Source organism: Corynebacterium accolens (assembly GCF_023520795.1).
GTDB classification, from domain to species: domain Bacteria; phylum Actinomycetota; class Actinomycetes; order Mycobacteriales; family Mycobacteriaceae; genus Corynebacterium; species Corynebacterium accolens.
Genome location: NZ_CP046605.1, coordinates 1,529,191 through 1,549,394, shown reverse-complemented (window position 1 = coordinate 1,549,394; position 20,204 = coordinate 1,529,191). Strand labels below are relative to the sequence as shown.

At 59.8% G+C, this 20,204-nt stretch carries 20 protein-coding genes; 16 read left to right on the top strand and 4 right to left on the bottom strand.

Features of this window, described 5'->3' with window-relative positions:
* Positions 1-100: 100 nt before the first annotated feature.
* On the bottom strand, positions 101-949 hold the full coding sequence (locus CACC_RS07420; RefSeq protein ID WP_035108445.1) for a DUF4439 domain-containing protein: 849 nt from the start codon (positions 947-949) through the stop codon (positions 101-103).
* A 38-nt stretch (positions 950-987) separates the two neighbouring features.
* Here CACC_RS07420 and rimP point away from each other — a divergent pair, with 38 nt between their 5' ends.
* The 9 genes from rimP (at position 988) to CACC_RS07375 (ending at position 10,483) form a co-directional block, all read left to right on the top strand.
* On the top strand, positions 988-1,527 hold the full coding sequence (gene rimP, locus CACC_RS07415) for a ribosome maturation factor RimP (RefSeq protein WP_005278760.1): 540 nt from the start codon (positions 988-990) through the stop codon (positions 1,525-1,527).
* Positions 1,528-1,550: 23 nt separating this feature from the next.
* Entirely contained in the window at positions 1,551-2,567 is a 1,017-nt protein-coding gene (nusA, locus tag CACC_RS07410) for a transcription termination factor NusA (RefSeq protein ID WP_005278763.1), read from the top strand.
* An 84-nt stretch (positions 2,568-2,651) separates the two neighbouring features.
* Complete coding sequence (locus CACC_RS07405) at positions 2,652-3,014, top strand: YlxR family protein (RefSeq protein WP_005278765.1); 363 nt, start codon at positions 2,652-2,654, stop codon at positions 3,012-3,014.
* Positions 3,015-3,121: 107 nt separating this feature from the next.
* Positions 3,122-5,992, top strand: a complete 2,871-nt coding sequence (gene infB / locus CACC_RS07400; RefSeq protein ID WP_035108446.1) for a translation initiation factor IF-2 — start codon at positions 3,122-3,124, stop codon at positions 5,990-5,992.
* Between the two features lie 221 nt (positions 5,993-6,213).
* Positions 6,214-6,657 carry a 30S ribosome-binding factor RbfA gene (gene rbfA, locus CACC_RS07395; RefSeq protein WP_005278773.1) on the top strand — a complete coding sequence of 148 codons (444 nt, stop codon included), beginning with the start codon at positions 6,214-6,216 and terminating at the stop codon, positions 6,655-6,657.
* Positions 6,658-7,626, top strand: a complete 969-nt coding sequence (locus CACC_RS07390; RefSeq protein WP_005278777.1) for a DHH family phosphoesterase — start codon at positions 6,658-6,660, stop codon at positions 7,624-7,626.
* Positions 7,616-8,926 (top strand): MATE family efflux transporter, encoded by a 1,311-nt coding sequence (locus CACC_RS07385; RefSeq protein WP_005278779.1) that lies wholly within the window; start codon positions 7,616-7,618, stop codon positions 8,924-8,926. Before CACC_RS07390 ends, CACC_RS07385 begins: the two co-directional genes overlap by 11 nt.
* Before the next feature lie 76 nt (positions 8,927-9,002).
* Complete coding sequence (locus CACC_RS07380; protein WP_005278781.1) at positions 9,003-9,809, top strand: metallophosphoesterase family protein; 807 nt, start codon at positions 9,003-9,005, stop codon at positions 9,807-9,809.
* Positions 9,809-10,483 carry a 4'-phosphopantetheinyl transferase family protein gene (locus CACC_RS07375; protein ID WP_005278783.1) on the top strand — a complete coding sequence of 225 codons (675 nt, stop codon included), beginning with the start codon at positions 9,809-9,811 and terminating at the stop codon, positions 10,481-10,483. The genes CACC_RS07380 and CACC_RS07375 overlap by 1 nt, the downstream gene beginning before the upstream one ends.
* Positions 10,484-10,530: 47 nt before the next feature.
* Here the strand turns inward: CACC_RS07375 and truB are convergent, their stop codons facing one another.
* Positions 10,531-11,424 carry a tRNA pseudouridine(55) synthase TruB gene (truB, locus tag CACC_RS07370; protein ID WP_005278786.1) on the bottom strand — a complete coding sequence of 298 codons (894 nt, stop codon included), beginning with the start codon at positions 11,422-11,424 and terminating at the stop codon, positions 10,531-10,533.
* A gap of 23 nt (positions 11,425-11,447) precedes the next feature.
* Here truB and CACC_RS07365 point away from each other — a divergent pair, with 23 nt between their 5' ends.
* The 4 genes from CACC_RS07365 to CACC_RS07350 all read left to right on the top strand — a co-directional run bounded on the left by CACC_RS07365 (position 11,448) and on the right by CACC_RS07350 (position 16,291).
* Positions 11,448-12,470: a bifunctional riboflavin kinase/FAD synthetase gene (locus CACC_RS07365; RefSeq protein WP_005278788.1), complete on the top strand. Its 1,023-nt coding sequence runs from the start codon at positions 11,448-11,450 to the stop codon at positions 12,468-12,470.
* Positions 12,471-13,412, top strand: coding sequence for a nucleoside hydrolase (locus CACC_RS07360; RefSeq protein ID WP_005278790.1), 942 nt, complete (start codon positions 12,471-12,473; stop codon positions 13,410-13,412).
* 149 nt (positions 13,413-13,561) lie between these two features.
* A complete protein-coding gene (gene rpsO, locus CACC_RS07355; RefSeq protein ID WP_005278802.1) occupies positions 13,562-13,831 on the top strand; it encodes a 30S ribosomal protein S15 in 270 nt (89 codons plus the stop codon).
* A gap of 213 nt (positions 13,832-14,044) precedes the next feature.
* A complete protein-coding gene (locus CACC_RS07350) occupies positions 14,045-16,291 on the top strand; it encodes a polyribonucleotide nucleotidyltransferase (protein WP_005278804.1) in 2,247 nt (748 codons plus the stop codon).
* Between the two features lie 86 nt (positions 16,292-16,377).
* Here CACC_RS07350 and CACC_RS07345 read toward each other — a convergent pair whose 3' ends face one another.
* Positions 16,378-17,109: an AMIN-like domain-containing (lipo)protein gene (locus CACC_RS07345; protein ID WP_005278806.1), complete on the bottom strand. Its 732-nt coding sequence runs from the start codon at positions 17,107-17,109 to the stop codon at positions 16,378-16,380.
* 118 nt (positions 17,110-17,227) lie between these two features.
* Entirely contained in the window at positions 17,228-17,617 is a 390-nt protein-coding gene (locus CACC_RS07340) for a VOC family protein (protein ID WP_005278808.1), read from the bottom strand.
* A 126-nt stretch (positions 17,618-17,743) separates the two neighbouring features.
* On the opposite strand from CACC_RS07340, the gene dapB reads away from it, so the two are divergent.
* From dapB to dapA, 3 genes are read left to right on the top strand one after another with little or no spacing between them, the layout of a single operon-like run.
* Positions 17,744-18,490: a 4-hydroxy-tetrahydrodipicolinate reductase gene (gene dapB, locus CACC_RS07335; protein ID WP_005278809.1), complete on the top strand. Its 747-nt coding sequence runs from the start codon at positions 17,744-17,746 to the stop codon at positions 18,488-18,490.
* Between the two features lie 4 nt (positions 18,491-18,494).
* Positions 18,495-19,241 carry an FAD-dependent thymidylate synthase gene (thyX, locus tag CACC_RS07330; protein WP_005278811.1) on the top strand — a complete coding sequence of 249 codons (747 nt, stop codon included), beginning with the start codon at positions 18,495-18,497 and terminating at the stop codon, positions 19,239-19,241.
* 54 nt (positions 19,242-19,295) lie between these two features.
* A complete protein-coding gene (gene dapA, locus CACC_RS07325; protein WP_034654087.1) occupies positions 19,296-20,204 on the top strand; it encodes a 4-hydroxy-tetrahydrodipicolinate synthase in 909 nt (302 codons plus the stop codon).

Below are 20,204 nucleotides of genomic sequence, written 5' to 3'. Positions count from 1 at the left end.
TGGAGGCATTAGCAATGAATATCGGCCTATAACTCGCTGATTTTTCACTGCCCGCCGGCCAGTGAATCTTCAGGCTGGGGATGTAAGGCAACGCTGGGCGCTATGCTGCCTGGGATTCGGCGGCGATGCCGATAAGCCAGTTCAGCCACTCCTGGTTTGGGCTTTCCTCTTGCGCCGCGGCCACTGCGGCAGCGTGCCACTTATCCGCGTCCTGCTCCATCATGGTATCCAGGAATGCGGCAGCGGAATCCGCATCGCTGGGAAGCGTTGTTCCACCGGAGGAATAGGCAGGCTCTGGCTGTGGAACCTCGCCGTTTTGGCTAATCGCCTCCTGCAGCTGGTCGATGCGGTGGTGATGGAGGCTTAAGAGCTTATCGATGCGCCCCTCGGCAGCAGGATCGCTATAGGCCCGCGCGAAATCCAGCCCAAAGACCTGCTCGTATTCCCACTGCAGCAAATCGGTGGCGCTTTCGCGCTGGGGTTGGGAGAGCGTGGGGATATCGGGGGCATCGCCAGGCAGCCAGGCATTGAGCGTAATGGCCTGTTGGGTAACTATCGGCCGCGACTCAGAACTGACCTCATCGGCGGCTTCCGTGGTGGCCGAGGCGGCCTCCTCTAGCACCTGGGAGGAATCTGTGGCAGGAGGTGCCTGCGTGGGCCGGTCCACCTCACAGCTGTGCGGGACATTGCCTTGGTCATCGGTGCCGCAGAGGCGCGCAATTTCCGCAAACAGCGCATCGGCCTGGGAGCTGCGCATATCCGCGGCTTCATCGTCGACACCTTGGAGGGCGAGTCCATCGCTCGCGGCGGCCACGGCGAGGCGCTCGAGTGCGTCTTCTGGGCGCGGGCCAAAATAGTCGACGACGGAATCGACTGCGGAACAACCCGCAAGCGCGGGCAGGGTGGCAGTCGAGGCTACACAGGTTAAAGCAATACGTCGGCGGTTCACCCAAAAGACTGTACCTCGAAGGACGTAGGCTAGTGGGCATGGCTTTCCCAGATGCACAACAATTAACTGATTTGCTCCAACCTCGCCTTGCAGCCCGCGGGCTCGACGTGGAGGATATTAAAACCACCAAGGCGGGAAAGAAATCACAGGTCATCATCCGCATCGATGGTGATAAGCGGCCTAGCTCCGATGTCTTGGAAGAGGTCTCCGACGATATTTCGGCCTTCTTCGATGAGAAAGAGGAAACGGGTGAGCTGAATTTTGGCGCCGGATATACCTTGGAGGTCTCCACCCCAGGCGTGGATCTGCCGCTGACCTCACCGCGTCACTGGCGCCGCAATCAGGGGCGGAAGGTGACCTTTAATCGCGGCGACGACAAGAGCCATACCGCGCGCATCGGTGCGCTCAACGCGGCCGAAGATGCCGTTGTCCTTATCACCTCTGAGAAAAACGAGGTGCATACAGAAGTGGAGCGATTGGAAAACATTGCCCACGCAGTGGTAGAAATTGAATTTGCACAGCCATCACAACGTGAGCTAGACGCCGTGCACCAGCCATTTGCAGAAGCCGAGAGCTAACCGGCAATCGAGAGGACAGACAAGTGAATATTGATCTTGAGGCACTTCGCACCATCGAATCCGAACGACAGGTCCCCGTCAATGACCTGTTGGAGGCGATTGCGAGTGCCTTGTTGTATTCCTACCTGGATTACCGCGAATCCACCGCGGAGGGTAAGGCCGAAGGCACCAAGTCCCGGGTAGACATCGATACCACCACCGGTGCCGTCAGCGTCATCGTTACTGAGCGTGACCCCGAAACCGGGGAAGTAACCAGTGAATACGATGACACCCCGGATAACTTTGGCCGCGTGGGTGCACGCGCCGTACGCGAAGCCATTTTGCGCAAGCTGCGCGAGGCCGAAGCCGAGCGCACCTTTGATTCCTATTCGGAGCTTAGCGGGCGCGTTGTCAGTGGCATCGTCCAGCGCGATGCGCATGCCAATGCCCGCGGCATCGTCGTGGTCCAGCTCGGCTCTGAACTGGAATCGCAGGACGGCATCCTGCTTCCCGCAGAACAAATCCCCGGGGAAAAGCTGCAGCACGGTGACCGCATCAAGGCTTATGTGGTGGGGGTAAACCGCAATGGCGCCAATGTGCAGATCAACTTGTCCAGGACCCACCCGGAGCTGGTGCGCGGTCTTTTTGAACTGGAAGTTCCGGAAGTTGCGGATGGCAGCGTGGAAATGATCGCCATTGCCCGCGAAGCTGGGCACCGCTCGAAGGTCGCCGTCATCGGTCACGCGAAGGGCCTGAACGCCAAGGGTGCGTGCATCGGCCCGCGCGGCCAGCGCGTGAATAACATCATGCGCCAGCTGGGTGGGGAAAAGATCGACATCATCGATTACAGCGAGGATCCCACCGTGTATGTGGGCAATGCTTTGGCCCCCTCGAAGGTGATCAAGGTGACCGTGCTCGATAGCGAGGAGCAGGTGGCGCGCGTCATCGTCCCTGACTACCAGCTGTCCCTTGCCATTGGTAAGGAAGGCCAGAACGCGCGGCTCGCCGCCCGTTTGACCGGATGGAAGATCGATATTCATTCAGACGCGGACGCGAATTAAGGAATTGCGGATATATAGCGTAGGCTAGTAAACGGCCCAGATGCAGAAAGGGACATGAAGACGCAGCGAAAGTTAAGGAGTTCGATGTCGCAGACTCAACGGCTTCGTACTTGCATCGCTACGCGTCAACGCATGCCCGATACGGAGTTGCTGCGGGTGGTCATTGATGCCAATGATCCCCACGGCAGCCGTGCGGTGGCGGATCCATTCCGGCGGCTTCCCGGCCGCGGCGCATGGATTAGCCCCACGCTTTCTGCACTCGAGCTAGCTGAGCGCAAACATGCTTTCAAGCGCGCGCTCCGCACGTCCGCATCCGTGGACACAGGTCAGGTACGTAGGTACTTGGAAGCACAGTGCGAAAATGTACAGGGCGAAAAAGTACCGTGTGCGGAACAACCTGCACAAGATTCGTACACACCAGAGTTAAAAAGGAAGACCGAACACTGATGAGCGCACAACGATGAAGCATCAGCGATGAAAGTCCAGAACGTTTAACTAGGAGTCAGGCCAGTTTTTCGCGGCCTTGGCTCCTAGGCGATACCAAGAGGAGACAAGTGCCCGGAAAGCTACGTGTTCACGAGTTGGCAAAACAGCTCGGAGTAACCAGCAAGGAACTGCTCGCCACACTGAAGGAACAAGGCGAGTTCGTTAAAACCGCATCCTCGACCATCGAACCACCGGTGGTCAAGAAGATGCGTGCTCACTATGAAGCACAGTCCGGTGGCGATGCGACCGAAGGCAAGGCAGACAAAGCCGAGAAGGCTGCCAAGCCCGCTAAGCCCGGCCAGGGCAACGCCAAGAAGCCGGCATCGCCTGCGCCGAAGCCAGGTCAAGGTGCACAGGGCGGCGCGAAATCCGCTGCGCCGAAGCCCGGCGCCCCTAAGCCAGGTGCACAGGCACCGAAGCCATCCGACGCTGCGCCGAAGCCCGACGCAGGGTCCGCTAAGGCTGCCCCCAAGCCAGGTCAGGCAGCACCAAAGCCAGGCGCTGCCGCTGGAAAGCCAGCGCCAAAGCCTGGCCAAGGTGCACCGAAGCCAGGCCAGAACGCGGGTCAAGGCGATGCCAAGAAGTCGGGCGAGCGCCCGACCCCAGGCAACGCCATGCCGCGACCGATGCCTAAGCCCGGCGGATCCCGCCGCGTGGCCAATAACCCATTTTCCACGGGTGGCGGGGACAACCGCCCAGGCCCACGCCCCGGTGGCTCTAAGGGCCAGCGCGGCAACCGCCCCGGCGATAACCGTGGTGGAAAGCGCGGCGGCCGCAACGAAGGCGGTAATAACCGTCAGGGCCAGGATCAGAACCAAGGCCAGGGTGGCGGCGGTGGACGTCGTCCATCGCCTGCCATGATGCCTTCGCATCCGAACCCAGCCTCGATGCCGTCCAAGGCACCGAGCGGTGGCGGACGCGGTGGCCGCGGTCGCGGTGGCCACGGCGGACCTGGTGGTCCAGGTGGCCCAGGTGGCGGTCGTCCCGGCGGCTTCCGCGGTGGACGCGGTGGGCGTCGCGGCGGTACCGCCGGTGCATTCGGCCGTCCAGGTGGCGCACCACGCAAGGGCAAGAAGTCGAAGCGGCAAAAGCGCCATGAGTTTGAAGAGCAGCAGAAGCACGTCGTAGGCGGCGTCCGCTTGCCAGATGGCAAGGGGCAGACCGTCCGCCTGCGCCGCGGCGCTTCGCTGTCTGACTTCGCGGAGAAGATCGGTGCCGATCCAGCAGCATTGGTGCAGGCACTGTTCAACCTGGGTGAGATGGTCACCGCAACCGCATCCGTATCGGAAGATACGCTGCAGCTGCTCGGTGACGAGATCAACTACAAGGTAGAGGTCGTCTCCCCAGAAGACGAGGACCGCGAGCTGCTCGAGTCCTTCGACCTGCAATTCGGCGAGGACGAAGGCGGCGAAGAGGCCCTCGAACATCGCCCTCCAGTCGTCTCCGTCATGGGCCACGTTGACCACGGTAAGACCCGCCTGTTGGATACCATCCGTAAGACCAATGAGGCAGCCGGCGAGGCCGGCGGTATTACCCAGGGAATCGGTGCTTACCAGACCACGGTTGACGTGGATGGCGAGCGCACCATTACCTTCCTGGATACCCCTGGTCACGAGGCCTTTACCGCCATGCGTGCCCGCGGTGCGAAGTCCACCGACTTGGCTATCTTGGTTGTCGCCGCCGATGACGGCGTCATGCCACAGACGGTTGAGGCCATCAACCACGCCAAGGCTGCCGATATCCCGGTTGTCGTGGCCGTGAACAAGGTGGATAAGCCGGAGGCCCAGCCGGAAAAGATCCGTGGCCAGCTCACGGAGTATGGCTTGGTGCCTGAAGAGTACGGCGGCGACACGATGTTCGTGGATATCTCTGCTAAGCAGGGCCAGAACATCGACCAGCTGCTGGAGTCTGTCATCTTGACTGCCGATGCCGCCCTCGAGCTCACGGCTAACCCAGAGATGGATGCCCAGGGCGTGGCCATCGAGGCCCACTTGGACCGCGGTCGCGGCCCGGTGGCTACGGTCATCGTCCAGCGCGGTACGCTGCACGTCGGCGATTCCATCGTGGTAGGCGATGCGCATGGTCGCGTGCGCCGCATGCTCGATGAGTTTGGCGAGGACGTTAAGGAAGCCGGTCCTTCCCGCCCGGTACAGGTACAAGGCCTGTCCGGCGTGCCGGGTGCTGGCGATAACCTGCTCGTGGTCGATGATGACCGCGTGGCCCGCCAGATTGCCAACCAGCGCGATGCTCGTAAGCGTTCTGCTTTGCAGGCAAAGCAGCGCAAGCGCGTGTCCCTGGAGGATCTGGACAAGGTATTGCAGGAGACTTCGACCCTCAACCTCATCCTCAAGGGCGACAATGCCGGCTCCGTCGAGGCGCTGGAAGATGCCCTGTTGGATATCAAGACCGAGGACGAAGTCGAGCTCAACATCATCGACCGCGGTGTTGGTGCCGTAACGGAGACCAATATTTCCTTGGCCGCCGCTTCCGATGCCGTCATCATTGCCTTCAACGTTCGCGCGGAGGGCAAGGCCACGGAAATCGCCACCCAAGAGGGCGTGGATATCCGCTACTACACGGTTATCTACAAGGCCATCGAGGAAGTCGAGGCCGCTCTCAAGGGCATGCTCAAGCCGATTTACGAGGAACGCGACACCGGTGCGGCCGAAATCCGCGCCCTGTTCAAGTCCTCCTCGGTGGGTACCATCGCAGGCTGTATGGTCACCGATGGCAAGGTTGTCCGCAACGGCAAGGTTCGCTTGCTCCGCGATAACAACGTCATTACTACCGATGCCAAGATTGAGTCCCTGCGTCACGAGAAGGACGACGCGACCGAGATCAAGGCCGGCTATGAGTGCGGTATGGTGCTGTCCTACCCGGATATCCAGGTAGGCGATATCATCCAGGCTTATGAAGAAGTCGAGGTACCGCGCGACTAGTCGCTGCTAGTTTCGGCCCGCTGTGCGTGCCCACCTTGAGGGCCTTTCTCCACGGAGTTTGGCCATTAGGTGCGGCAGGTAGAACGGGCCGTTTCGCGTTTTCGCATGCGGGATTTTCAAGCGGTTTCCATTGGGTGCGGTGAGTTACTAAACTGGTAGTTTCTGATACCGCGACACGGTAATTTAGGAATAAATTTTTCCCCTTTAGCTTGGAGGTTCTCATGGTCGATCACGCACGTGCGGCGCGGCTAGCAAAACGAATTCAGGAAATCGTGGCTAGCGCGATTGAGCTGCAGATTAAGGATCGCCGCCTGGAGATGGTCACCGTGACCGATGCCCGCGTCACCGGTGATTTGCACGACGCTACCGTCTTTTACACGGTGCGCGGCCACGATATCGAGGCAGAACCCGATTATGACCAGGCTGAGGAAGCACTCAAGCGCGCGAAGGGGCAGTTGCGCAAGATCGTTGGCGATCAGCTCTCCGTGCGCTTTACCCCAACCCTGACGTTTGAGCTCGATACCGTCCCAGAGGCCTCCGCGCACATGGAAGAGCTTTTGGCGCGCGCTCGGGCCCGCGATGAAGAGCTAGCGAAGCTGAAGGAAAATGCCCAGCCCGCGGGTGAGGCCAACCCATATAAGACCTCCGATGAAGACGAGGCTTAAGTGACCCGCAAGGAATATCAGGACGCAGTCGATGCCATCTCCGGCGCGCAAAGCATCTGTATTATCACCCACTTGCGCCCGGATGCCGATGCCATTGGTTCGGCCACGGCACTGCTCTTAGCCATGCAGCAAAGCGGGAAGGATGCCTGCGCGGTCATCGGCCAGGATAAGGACTTTGCGCCTAACCTTTACTCCATTCCAGGAGCGGATCAGGTCAAGGTCACCCGAGAGCTACCGCAGGGCTATGACGTTTATGTCACCGTGGATTGCGGGTCGATCGACCGCACCGGCCTATTTTCCGCAGACATCGCCGAGCTGGCGGCGGCAGGGCGCGTGTTGTGCATCGATCACCACTCATCCAATCCTGGATTTGGCTCCGTGAACTTGGTTGATTCAGAGTGCGAGTCCACCACGGTGGCCATCTTGACCATCCTGGACATGCTGTCGGTGCAGATAGAAAACACCATCGCGCATTGCCTGTACGCCGGCCTTTTGACCGATACGGGTAGTTTCCGGTGGGGCAGGCCCGCCATGCACGATGTGGCCACCCGTTTGATGCACTATGGCCTGGACACCAAGCAGATCGCCACGGATTTACTCGATGCCACGACCCCTGATGATCTGCAGATGGTCGGCCGCGTGCTCGCGGGACTGCGCATTGAACATGCCGGTGAGCTGGGCATAGGTATCCTGATCGCGGGCCTAGCCGATATCGAAGGTCATTCGGACTCCGCAGTGGAATCCCTGGTGGATTTCGTGCGCGCCCTTGAGGGCACGCAGTTGGGCGTGGTCTTTAAGGAGCAGTCGCCCGGGATTTGGGCGGTATCGCTGCGTTCGACGGCGATCAACTGCGCAGCCCTAGCGGCTACTTTTGGCGGCGGCGGGCACGTTCCGGCTGCCGGGTACATGACACAGGGAAGCGAAGAAGCCATCGTTGCGGAGCTGGTGAGTGCCATCGATGAGCACTAGGCAGTCAACCCCCACGACAGTAAGCGCACGCGAGGTCTTTGGCCTCGCGTTTCCTGCGCTTGGCGTCCTGGCCGCGATGCCGCTCTACCTCCTGCTCGATACCGCAGTGGTGGGGCGCTTGGGTGCCCAGGAACTGGCTTCGCTCGCCGCGGCAACCACGATCCATACCGTGGTGACCACGCAGCTGACCTTCTTGTCCTACGGCACTACGGCCCGCTCGTCCCGCCTGTTTGGCGCTGGAAAGCGAGCCGAAGCCGTAGCGGAAGGCGTGCAAGCTACCTATGTGGCTTTAGGCGTCGGCGGGCTTTTGGCCATTATTATGTGGATCTTCGGCGGCGTATTTGCCCAGTGGCTTACCGGAGATGCCACTACGGCGGCCGGCACCGCGCTGTGGCTGCGGATCGCCGCGCTGGCCATTCCCGTAACACTGGTGGAAATGGCCGGAAATGGCTGGATGCGCGGCGTACAAAATACCAAGAAGCCGCTCTATTTCACCCTCGCCGGAATGATTCCCGGTGCCATTGCCGTGCCTGCATTCGTGTACTGGTGGGGCCTTGCCGGTTCTGCCATCGCCACCGTAATGGGAATGAGCATTATCGCGAGCCTCTTCGTGCGCGAGCTGTATAAACAGCACGAAGGCTCGTGGGCATTTCGTTGGCACATCGTGCGCGAACAGCTCATCTTGGGCCGCGATCTGATCTTGCGCTCCGCCAGCTTCCAGGTGGCCTTTCTTACCGCCACGGCCGTGGTGTCCCGCGTGGGCACTGCGGCCTTGGGTGGCCACCAAATCATGATGCAGCTGTGGAATTTCATGTCGCTGATTTTGGACTCCCTGGCTATTGCCGCCCAGGCCTTGACCGGCGCAGCTTTGGGCGCTGGTTCGGCGCGCCACGCGCGCAGCGTGGGAAGCAAGGTAGTGATGTATTCCACCATCTTTTCCGCCTTCCTCGCCTTGGTTTTCGCCGCCGGGGCCGGGGTCATCCCGCGCGTGTTTACCTCCTCGCAGGAGGTCATTGATGCCATGAGCCAACCGTGGTGGATCCTCGTTGGCATGGTCATCGCCGGCGGCGTGGTCTTTGCCCTCGACGGTGTTTTGCTGGGAGCAGGGGACGCGGCATTCCTGCGCAGCCTGACTATCGCCTCGGTGCTTTTGGGATTTTTGCCTGGGGTGCTCCTCGCGCATGCCATGGGCACGGGCCTTACCGGTGTGTGGTGCGGCTTGGCCGCGTTCATTTCCTTCCGCCTGATTGGCGTGGTCTACCGCTTCTATTCCATGAAATGGGCTGTAATAGCAGAGTAGTACCTGCGCTACAGTGGCTGTAGCGAGTAATAACAGCACTTTAGAAGATGAATGAGGAAGGCGGGTGGGAGCGGTAATGCCAACGTTATGGGCAGTAGCAGACCTTCACGGCGCAATCAGTGATAACTTTGCGCGCATTGCAGAGCTAGCCCCACCAGATCCCGCCGATTGGCTCATTGTGGCAGGCGATGTCGCAGAGCGCAGCGAGCTTATCGTGCGCATCTTGCGGGACTTGGCCGCACGCTATGACACCGTTATTTGGGCGCCGGGCAATCACGAGTTATTTTCCCGTTCCCAAGACCAGTACAAGGGGCGCGAAAAATACGATCACCTGGTTGCCGCCTGCCGGGAGATCGGCGTTATCACCCCGGAGGACCCTTACCCGGTCTTTAACGGAATAACGATCGTGCCACTTTTTACCCTGTATGACTACAGCTTCCGCCCACCGGGGACCTCGGTGGAAGAAGCGGTGCAGCAGGCGCGCGCCAAAAAGCTTGTCATGACCGATGAGGTAGCTATCGCCCCTTTTGTAGACGTGCGCGCGTGGTGTTGGGACCGCTTGGCGTATTCCATTAAGCGTTTATCCCGAGTGCAGGGCCCAACCATCTTGATAAACCACTGGCCGCTGGTGCAAGAGCCCACGATGGTGCTGCGCTTCCCGGAAATCGCCCTGTGGAGCGGCTCGCGCCATACGCGTTCGTGGCCGCGACGGTACAAGGCAGAGGCAGTCATTTACGGCCACCTGCACATGCCCTCCAAGATGAATGTGGATGGGGTAGACCATATCGAAGTCTCCCTAGGTTACCCGCGCGAATGGCGTAACCAGCCGCACCGTATTGCCTGGCCATACCCAGTTACCTCAACCTTTGGGGAGGTGAATTAATGCTTTATCCCGACCTATTCCCAGAAACTACCCGTTATTGCTATGTGCGTACGGATGCCCGCGAGTCCGATCTGCTCAACTATGAGCATCTTGACCCTAAAGAACAGTCCATAGTCTCGCACGCGGTTGATATCCGGAAATCCGAATTTGGCGATGCCCGCTGGTGTGCGCACCAGGCCCTGCGCGAGCTGGGCTTTACAGGCTCGAACCCGATCCTGCGCGGGGAGCGGGGCATGCCGCTGTGGCCCGAAGGATTCATTGGATCCATGACGCATACGGAGGGCCTGCGCGCAGCGGTGGTGGCCTCCACCACGGATTTTCGCTCCATTGGCCTTGATGCGGAGCCGGCGCAGCGCCTGCCCGATCACGTCTTGACCATGATCGCTCGGGCCGGGGAAATGCCGCAGCTGCCCCGCCTAGAAAAGGCTGGGGTGCACTGCCCAGACCGCCTGCTGTTTTGCGCCAAGGAGGCCACCTATAAGGCGTGGTTTCCCATGACGCATCGGTGGCTGGATTTCGATCAAGCAGAGATCGATATCCGCGAGGATGGCACCTTCATTTCCTATATCCTAGCCCGCCCCACGCCAGTGCCGTTTATCACCGGGAAGTGGATTCTAGAGGGCGGTTATGTCGTGGTTTCTACGCTGGTTCCGGCCCTTGATTTTTCAGCCTGAACAGAAACCCGCTCAGATCTCCTCGAGCAATGCCCTCAGCCACTGACTTAGAGGGTAGACGGCCGCGCCACAAAGACCGTGGCCAGCCTTTTGCCCTTCTCCTTAATGAGCGCGATGGCCTGGCCATTGGGGGCTACCGCCGCATGAACCCCGGACAGCCCGCGCGGCTCTAACCATTTGCCCATCGCTAAAGCGGCGGCCTCGTCCTCGGTGACGGGCAGGACGGGGAAACTGCGCTTGAGCGCCTCATCGAGGCTCAAGGATAGGCTGGGGTTTTCGGCAAGATCGTCGAGCATGTGGGCATCGGCAAGCGCAAAGGGCCCCACCGTAGTGCGGCGCAGGGCGGTTAAATGCCCGCCGACGCCCAGGGCCTCGCCCATATCGCGCGCCAAGGAGCGGATATAGGTGCCGGAGGAACACTCCACGGATACATCGAGGTCAACGAAATCGCCCTCGGTGCGCAGGTCATGAATGTCAAAGCTGTGGATGGTGACCGGGCGGGCGGGAATATCTACCTCTTTGCCCTCGCGCACCAATTCATGCGCCCTTTTGCCCTTGATCTTGATGGCGGAAACCGCGGCGGGCTTTTGCATAATATCGCCGGTTAACGCGGCAACTTCGGCCTCGATGGCGGAACGGTGCAGCGCGGCCGCAGGCTTGCCCCAGCGAAATTCGCCCTCAGCATCATCGGTGGTGGTAGAAGCGCCGAGGCGGATGGTGGCTGAATAGGACTTGGTGGAGGCGACCATGTGCGCGAGGAATTTGGTGCCGCGTTCGATGCCGAGGACCAGCACCCCTGTCGCCATGGGATCCAGGGTGCCGGCATGGCCGACCTTTTTGGTGTGGAAATACCTGCGTAGGCGGCTAACAACATCGTGGGAGGTCATGCCGGCAGGCTTATCAACAATGACAAGTCCGGAATGTGCGAGCGCATCAGTCATAGGGTACAAGTCTATGCTCTACGATGGATTCCGTGGATATTTGTTACGGAATCGATGACATCCCCGCGGACGTGGGGCCGACCTCGGTAACCATTGGCGTCTTCGATGGCTTGCACCGCGGCCATCAGCAGCTCGTTTCTGCCTGCGTGGAGCATGCGCGGGCGAATAATCAGGTCCCCGTCATGGTGACCTTTGACCCGCACCCGGTCTCCGTTTTCTTGCCGGAGCGCGCCCCGCTGTCCGTGGTGAGCTTCGAGCGCAGGCTGGAGCTCGCGGAAGAAATGGGCATCGAGATGGTGCTTGTCATTGACTTCACCAAGGAGCTTGAGGGCGTGGAGCCGCGGCCCTATGTGCGCGACCTCTTGGTGGGAAAACTCCATGCGCAGCACGTGGTGGTGGGGGAGAACTTTACCTTCGGCGCTGGTGCCAGCGGCACCGCGGAAGCCATGCGGCAGCTGGGCGAGGAGTTTGGATTCAGCGTCGATATCATCCCGCTGCTGGATGAAGACGGCGTTCAGATTTGTTCCACCTATATTCGCCAGAGCCTGTCCCGGGGCGCAATAGAATCGGCGAATTGGGCGCTTGGCCGGCACTTTACGGTGACCGGACCCGTGGTGCGCGGTGCGGGGCGCGGCGGCAAGGAGCTGGGCTTTCCCACGGCCAACCAGTATTTCCCAGATACCGTAGCCATTCCCGCGGATGGGGTGTATGCGGGATGGTTCATTGTCCATTCCGAATCGCCCCTCGACGGGGACATGCAGCCCGAAGTGGCCTATGCCGCTGCGATTTCCGTGGGCACGAATCCCACCTTTGGTGATGAAGAGCGTTCCGTGGAGTCCTTTGTATTGGACCGCGATGCCGACCTATATGGCTATGAGGCAACCGTGAAATTCGTGGGCCACCTGCGCGATATGGTGAAATTCCATTCCGTCGATGAGCTTTTGGAAGCAATGGCCCAAGACGTCGCTGCCGCCCGCACGGTGCTGGCTGCCGATGCCTGCGCGCAAGGCTGCAAGAGCGAAGACTATTTCTTAAAGGAGAAGTAAATGAAGGCGATCCTCGATCTTGATACCGGCATTGATGATGCCCTGGCCTTGGCTTATGCCTTGGCCCACCCCGATCTTGAGCTCATCGGTGTGACGTGTACTTATGGCAACGTCACGGTGCCGCTGGCGGTGCGCAATACCCTGGCGCTGCTGGAGCTGCTGGATAGGCCCGATATCCCGGTCTTTGCCGGCCCCAGCCCGGACGGTTTCCAGCCCAGCGAGATTTCCTCCTTCATCCACGGCCAGAATGGCGTGGGTGAGGTCGCGCTTACCTCGTCCGATAAGACCGAGGACACCCAGCCGGTCACGGAGTTCCTCTTGCAAGCTGTGCGCGATTACGGCGATGACTTGGTCATTATCCCCACCGGTCCGTCGACGACCATCGCCCAGGCCATGCTTGCCGATGCCACCTTTGCCACCAACGCCCACATCGTCATGATGGGCGGGGCGCTGACTGTTCCTGGCAACGTATCCGCGTGGGCGGAGGCCAATATTTCCCAGGATCCGGATGCCACCGATTACCTCTTCCGCCACAGCCAAGATGTCACCATGGTGGGCCTTGATGTCACCCTGCGCACCCTCTTGACGGAAAAAGAAACCGCGCGCTGGCGGGCAACCGGTACGGCCGCGGGCGAGATTTTCGCCGATATGGTGGATTACTATATCCGCGCTTATGCCACCACGGCGCCTCACCTGGGCGGCTGCGGCCTGCACGATCCGCTGGCCGTGGCGGTAGCCGCAGATCCGTCGTTGGTAGAGGTCATCGAAACCAATATGAAAACGGATACGGAAGGCCCCACCCGCGGGCGCACCATCGCGGACGAAACTAGGCTGAGCCAGCAACCTACCGCGAAGGTGGCCGTGGGCGTGGACAACGAGCGGTTTGTCAGTGAATTTGTAGACCGCCTCGAAGAACTTTTCCGCACGGTGGGCGCCAAGTAGTGCAGCGTTTTGATTTGCCACGCTAATTGGCTGTAAGATGACCAGTTGGCTTAGCGACTGTGGTTCACGACAGTTGCGGCACGCGGAGCTCGCCACGGCGGCGCTGCGCGTTGAAGAATAGTGTGGACTGAAATAAAGGAGAAATACTCATGGCATTGACCACTGAGAAGAAGGCCGAAATCCTCAAGGAGTACGGCCTGCACGAGACCGACACCGGTTCCCCCGAGGCACAGGTTGCCCTGCTGACCTCCCGCATCAATACTTTGACGGAGCACCTGAAGTTCCACAAGCACGATCACCACTCCCGTCGTGGTCTGCTGCTGATGGTTGGTCGTCGTCGTGGCCTGCTGAAGTACTTGGCAGAAAACAACGTGGATCGTTACCGTGATCTGATTTCCCGCCTGGGCCTGCGCCGCTAATTGCGACGCGGCTGCAGCCGAATTTGTCCCCTTGCCCTGCGGCAAGGGGAATTAGTGGTTTTATACCCTCTTAATCCTTGTAGGGAGCAGGGGCGATTGCGGTTGCCGTAGCTCAAAAGTGCGGAATCTCTGTTAGAATTTTCACCGTTGTCAAAAACAATGTGGAAAAGGCGGCACCGACGATCGCCTAAAACATTCAAGGAGAATTACTAGATGAGCGTTCAGAACTCCGTAGAGTTCAATATCGATGAAGAATTCGGTATTACCGAAGCTATCGCTGTCCTCGACAACGGGGACTTTGGCACCCGCACGGTACGTTTCGAAACGGGCCAGTTGGCCCGCCAGGCCGATGGTTCCGTAACCACGTACCTCGACGATGACACGATGCTGCTGGCCACCACGACTGCCTCGAACCAGCCGCGCGAGAACTTTGACTTCTTCCCACTTACCGTGGACGTGGAAGAGCGCATGTACGCAGCCGGCAAGATCCCCGGCTCCTTCTTCCGCCGCGAGGGGCGTCCCTCCACCGAGGCCATCTTGGCCTGCCGCCTCATCGACCGCCCGCTGCGCCCCACCTTTGTCAAGGGCCTGCGCAACGAAGTGCAGGTGGTCATCACCGTCCTGTCGCAGGACCCAGAAGAGTACTACGACGTCGTAGCCATCAACGGCGCGTCCGCAGCAACCCAGCTTTCCGGCCTGCCGGTCTCCGGCGCCGTCGGCGGCGTGCGCATGGCGCTTATCGCTGATGACAAGCACCCAGAAGGCCAGTGGGTGGCGTTCCCGAACCACGAGCAGCACGAGCGCGCGCTGTTTGAAATGGTGGTTGCAGGCCGCATCGTTACTAAGGGCCGTAAAGAAGACGTCGCCATCATGATGGTGGAAGCTGGCGCCGGCACCAACGTTGCTGAGCGCATTGCCGATGGCGCCCCGGCACCGCAAGAAGCCGCCGTTGCCGAGGGCCTCGAGGCAGCCAAGCCGTTCATTAAGACCCTGTGTGAGGCCCAGAACGGCCTGGCAGAGCGCACCGCCAAGGAGACCCAGGAGTTCCCGCTCTTCCCAGCGTATGAAGACGATGTCTTCGCCGCCGTGGAAAAGGCCGCTTCCAAGAAGCTGGAGAGCTTGCTGACGATCCCGGGCAAGCAGGAGCGCGACGAGGCCACGAACGAACACATGGAGCAGGTCGAACAAGACCTGCTGCCGCAGTTTGCTGACCTGGAAGAGGCAGTGGCCTCCAAGCAGATTCGCGCTGCTTATAACGAGGTCATGAAGAAGATCGTGCGCCGCAAGATCTTGACCGATGGCTTCCGCATCGATGGCCGCGGGCTAACCGATATCCGCGACCTGTCCGTTGAAGTTGACTTGGTACCACGCGCGCACGGTTCTTCCTTGTTCGAGCGCGGTGAGACGCAGATCCTCGGTGTCACCACCCTGGATATGTTGAAGATGGAGCAGCAGATCGACTCGCTTACTCCTATCGAGTCCAAGCGTTACATGCACCACTACAACTTCCCGCCATTTTCTACCGGTGAGACCGGCCGCGTGGGCTCACCCAAGCGCCGCGAAATCGGCCACGGTGCGCTCGCCGAGCGCGCCCTGCTTCCGGTCATCCCGTCGCGCGAGGATTTCCCGTATGCCATCCGCCAGGTCTCTGAGGCACTCGGCTCCAATGGTTCCACCTCCATGGGCTCAGTCTGCGCATCCACCCTGTCCCTCTACAACGCGGGTGTTCCGCTCAAGGCGCCGGTAGCCGGCATCGCCATGGGCTTGGTCTCCGGTGAGGTCAAGGGCAAGGAAAAGTTCGTGGCACTGACCGATATCCTCGGCGCCGAAGATGCCTTCGGCGACATGGACTTCAAGGTTGCAGGTACCTCCGAATTCATCACTGCGTTGCAGCTGGACACGAAGCTGGACGGCATTCCTTCTAAGGTCTTGGCCCAGGCGCTCGAGCAGGCCCGCGATGCCCGCGCGACCATTCTGGAAACCATGGCTGAGGTCATCGATTCCCCAGATGAGATGTCTGGCCTAGCCCCGAAGATCACCTCGGTGAAAATTCCGGTCAACAAGATCGGTGAGCTCATCGGCCCTAAGGGCAAGACCATCAACCAGATCACCGAAGATACCGGTGCTGATGTCTCGATTGAGGACGACGGCACGGTCTACATCTCTGCAGTTACCGGCGAGGCCGCAGACGCTGCGATCGAAAAGGTTAACTCCATTGCCAACCCGCAGTTGCCCAAGGTGGGCGAGCGTTTCCTCGGCACGGTAGTCAAGACCGTTCCATTCGGCGCTTTCGTATCCTTGACCCCAGGCCGCGATGGATTGATCCACATCTCCAACCTGGGTGGGGACGAGCGCATCGAGAAGGTCGAAGATGTAGTCAATGTTGGCGATAAGGTACAGGTAGAAATCGCGGATATTGATAACCGCGGCAAGATCTCCTTGGTGCCAGTAGAGGACTAATCTCTCAGACGCTCTTTAGAGCAGTGGCCCTGTTTCCCGGATATGGTGGGAAACAGGGCCATTTTCTATGCCTGCGCCGTGATCACTTAGTTTTGGAAATCAAGCACGAGGCGTTTGGGGTTCTGCAAGAAGGTCACGGAATAAGGCGTTTGCTTCTTTAGCCCGATGACCAACTGCGTTTGCGCCTCGAAGGTGGTGGTGTAGTTGATCTCTTGCACAACACCGGCACCTGGGGTGATGCCAGAATCCATGAACCTTTGCTCTAACTCTGGTGTTGATGGCCACGGGGTGCCCTCGATACCAAGATTGAGGAATGTAGCGCCTTTGACCTCGACCGGAAGTCCCGATGCCTGGTGGGCGGGCTGATCCGTATAGGTAGTAAACCACCCGGCTTCGCCGTCACCTTCAAGATCAACCACGACGCGGGTAAAAGAGTCATGCGCGGCTACCCGTATCCGAGTGGGAACGAGGCCACCCAATCCAGGAGGCAGGTGGCGCTGATCCTCGAGGGAGGGCGTGCCCATGCCTCCGAAAGCAGGCTTTGGATCATTGGCCAGCGCCTGTTGTTGATTGTGGCTTAACGGGGCAGTGTCTTCTACCGTCTTGGTTGGGTCATCGGCGGTGTTCGTTGTGGAAGGCTCTGATTTCTTTGCCGCAGACGTGGTCGATTCCGCCGTGGAGCTGGTGGATTCCTGCTGCGTGGCAAATGAGGCATCGGCGGCCTCGTCATCGCTGGGGCTAGCGCAAGCAGCCAGCGAGAGCATGCAGCTCATGCCGGCGCCAGCAGCGATAACGCGGGTGAGAGTAGATCGAGACATTGTGACCACTTCCTAGGTTGTCTACCTTGTTGTCTCTTTCAATTCTACCGGTACACAAGTGGCCCAACTGGGGAAGTGATGCAATTGTTGTACAAGGGAAAGTAGCGAAGGCGTGGGCCTAGCGCTTCAATTGGACGAGCTGGATGAGGTTACCCACGGTATCGTCAAAGACTGCGATAATGGAGGGGCCAACGTCGGTGGGCTCCATGGTAAAGTCCACGCCCTTGTCCTTGAGTTCGGCGTATTCTTTCTCCACATCCTGCGATAAGAATTGGGTGACCGGGATATTATCCGCCTTCAGCGCCTCGGTGTACGTCTTAGCGGCAGGGTGGCCCTTGGGCTCAAGGAGCAGTTCAACGCTGCCATCGCCGTCCGCGTTGGTGACCGTAAGCCACCGGAAATCGCCGTGTGTGACGTCATCTTTTACCCGGAAACCTAGGACATCGACATAGAAATCGTGGGCACGGGCAACGTCATCGACTGGAACGGAAGCAATATAAATCTGCATGGCGACCAGTCTAGCAGTGGTATTTCTGGTGTTCGGAGGGCTGCCCGCCGCGCATGGGCGAGCGCGATAGGATAGGTAAACGAAGCAGAACTTTAACGCAAAGTTGTTGAGAAAGTGAGGCCGACAATGGCGATCAAAGTAGGGGTCTTGGGAGCGCAAGGGCGCGTCGGCAAGGCGATTGTTGAAGGCGTTAATGCCGAAGATGACTTAGAGCTCGTAGCGGAAATTAGCCGCGGGGATGACCTGCAGCAATTGGTTGATAATCACGCAGAGGTCATCGTAGATTTCACCCAGCCTGATTCAGTGATGGGGAACCTGGAGTTTTGCATCGCGAACGGCATTCACTGCGTGGTGGGCACCACCGGCTTTGATAAAGAGCGCTTGGACCAGGTGGAGCAGTGGACCCGCCAAGAGGGCGCTGGAAACGTGCTGATCGCACCGAATTTCGCCATCTCTGCCGTGATGACCATGGTGCTTGCCAAGCAGGCGGCGAAGTTCTTCGAGACCGCAGAGGTCGTGGAATTTCACCACCCCACCAAGCTGGATGCGCCTTCCGGTACCGCCATCCACACCGCAGAGGCCATTGCTCAGGCGCGCCGCGACGCCGACCTGGGGGAGATGCCGGATGCGACGGAAAAGTCCCTCGAGGGCGCGCGTGGTGCGAATGTAGACGGAATCCCAGTACATGCCGTGCGTACCCGCGGCATGGTGGCCCACGAGGAAGTCATTTTTGGTGCGCAGGGGCAATCCCTGACCATCCGCCAGGATTCCTACGACCGTTCCTCCTTTACTCCTGGCGTTTTGGTCGGTGTGCGCGAGATTGCGCAGCACCCGGGATTGGTCGTCGGACTAGACAAGTACTTGGGGCTGTAACGGTATGGCCACTGCGAGTGAGCTAAAAATCCAGCTCATTGCCGCCACCGAGTTTCACCCGCCACAGGGAACGCAGTGGCGTGCCGATGAGACGGCGACCGATGGCGAGGCCCTCGTCGAATTCGCGGGGCGGGCGTGTTATGAGTCTTTTGACAAGCCCAACCCGCGCACCGCGACGAACTCCGCTTACCTGCACCACATCATGGAGGTAGGCCATACGGCGCTTCTGGAACACGCCACGGCGACGATGTACATCACGGGGCTCTCGCGCTCAGCCAGCCATGAATTGGTGCGCCACCGGCACTTTTCCTTTTCGCAGCTATCCCAGCGCTTTGTGCATCCCAATGAGATGCACGTAGCGCTGCCCAAGCTGGTGGAAGAAGATGAACAATTGCGCCGGTTGGTCATGCAGGCCGTGGATGACACCCGTTTTGTCTACGATGAGCTGCTCGAGGCCTTGGAAGAAAAGCTGGATGAGCCGAATGCGCTGCTGCGAAAGAAGCAGGCGCGGCAGGCGGCGCGCGCGGTTTTGCCTAATGCGACGGAAACGAGGCTCGTCGTTACCGGCAATTACCGCGCGTGGCGCCACTTCATTGGGGCGCGGGCGGCCGAGCACGCTGATACGGAATTGCGCGAAGTGGCGGTGGAGTGCTTGAAGCATTTGCAGGAGCAAGCACCAGCGCTTTTCGATGACTTCCATATCACCACGTTGGCCGATGGAACGCGGATGGCCGCAAGCCCTTACGCTTAACACGCAGCCCCCCGATGCGGCCAAAAGGTGCCCTAGCGGGTAACCTTGACGGCTATGAGCACAGGTATGACAGCAAAGACTGGCGTTGACACCTTCGGTCGCATTGGCGTCGCCATGGTCACTCCGTTTGATCGTGACGGTGCGCTGGATGTAGAAGCGGGTCGCCGCCTGGCAGCTCATCTCGTAGACAACGGCGTGGATTCACTCATCTTGGGTGGAACGACGGGCGAGTCTCCTACCACGTCCTTGGACGAAAAGTTGGAGCTGCTCAAGGCCGTAAAAGAGGAAGTAGGAGACCGCGTCCGGATCTGTGCGGGCGCCGGAACGAATAACACCGCAACCTCGATCGAGGTTGCCCAAGCTTCCGCCGCCGCAGGAGCCGATAGCCTGCTCGTGGTGACTCCGTATTACTCCAAGCCCTCCCAAAAGGGCGTCTATGAGCATTTTGCCGCAGTTGCTGATTCTACGGATCTGCCGATTTGCGTCTATGACATCCCTGGCCGCTCGGGCATCCCAGTGGCGTCGGATACGCTCCGCCGCCTTGCGGAATTGCCGACTATCCAAGCCGTGAAAGACGCCAAGGGCGATCTTTCCGCGGCCGCAGAACTCATCCAAGAAACCGACTTGGCGTGGTACTCCGGTGACGATCCGATTAACCTGCCGTGGCTATCCCTCGGCGCTTCGGGTTTCATCTCCGTCATCGGCCACGCTGCACCGCGTGCCTTGGTAGAACTCTATGAAGCTTTCGATGCGGGCGATTTGGCCCGCGCGCAAGAAATAAATTACTCAACGCTTCTTCCACTGACCCGCGCTCAGGCGCGGTTGGGCGGAGCGACATTTGCAAAGGAAGCTCTGCGCCTGCAGGGCTTTGAAGTTGGCGATCCCCGCCTTCCTGTTACCGCCGCGAGCGAGGAGGAACGCGAGGTACTTCGCCGTGATTTGGAACAATCTGGAGTCCTTTAA

Coding starts and splice junctions, on each gene's coding strand:
- CACC_RS07405 (WP_005278765.1), top strand. CDS start 2,652: ATGTCGCAGACTCAACGGCTTCGTACTTGCATCGCTACGCGTCAACGC.
- CACC_RS07340 (WP_005278808.1), bottom strand. CDS start 17,617: ATGCAGATTTATATTGCTTCCGTTCCAGTCGATGACGTTGCCCGTGCC.
- truB (WP_005278786.1), bottom strand. CDS start 11,424: ATGACTGATGCGCTCGCACATTCCGGACTTGTCATTGTTGATAAGCCT.
- dapB (WP_005278809.1), top strand. CDS start 17,744: ATGGCGATCAAAGTAGGGGTCTTGGGAGCGCAAGGGCGCGTCGGCAAG.
- dapA (WP_034654087.1), top strand. CDS start 19,296: ATGAGCACAGGTATGACAGCAAAGACTGGCGTTGACACCTTCGGTCGC.
- CACC_RS07350 (WP_005278804.1), top strand. CDS start 14,045: ATGAGCGTTCAGAACTCCGTAGAGTTCAATATCGATGAAGAATTCGGT.
- CACC_RS07375 (WP_005278783.1), top strand. CDS start 9,809: ATGCTTTATCCCGACCTATTCCCAGAAACTACCCGTTATTGCTATGTG.
- CACC_RS07365 (WP_005278788.1), top strand. CDS start 11,448: ATGGATTCCGTGGATATTTGTTACGGAATCGATGACATCCCCGCGGAC.
- CACC_RS07385 (WP_005278779.1), top strand. CDS start 7,616: ATGAGCACTAGGCAGTCAACCCCCACGACAGTAAGCGCACGCGAGGTC.
- rimP (WP_005278760.1), top strand. CDS start 988: ATGGCTTTCCCAGATGCACAACAATTAACTGATTTGCTCCAACCTCGC.
- rpsO (WP_005278802.1), top strand. CDS start 13,562: ATGGCATTGACCACTGAGAAGAAGGCCGAAATCCTCAAGGAGTACGGC.
- CACC_RS07345 (WP_005278806.1), bottom strand. CDS start 17,109: ATGTCTCGATCTACTCTCACCCGCGTTATCGCTGCTGGCGCCGGCATG.
- thyX (WP_005278811.1), top strand. CDS start 18,495: ATGGCCACTGCGAGTGAGCTAAAAATCCAGCTCATTGCCGCCACCGAG.
- CACC_RS07360 (WP_005278790.1), top strand. CDS start 12,471: ATGAAGGCGATCCTCGATCTTGATACCGGCATTGATGATGCCCTGGCC.
- rbfA (WP_005278773.1), top strand. CDS start 6,214: ATGGTCGATCACGCACGTGCGGCGCGGCTAGCAAAACGAATTCAGGAA.
- CACC_RS07380 (WP_005278781.1), top strand. CDS start 9,003: ATGCCAACGTTATGGGCAGTAGCAGACCTTCACGGCGCAATCAGTGAT.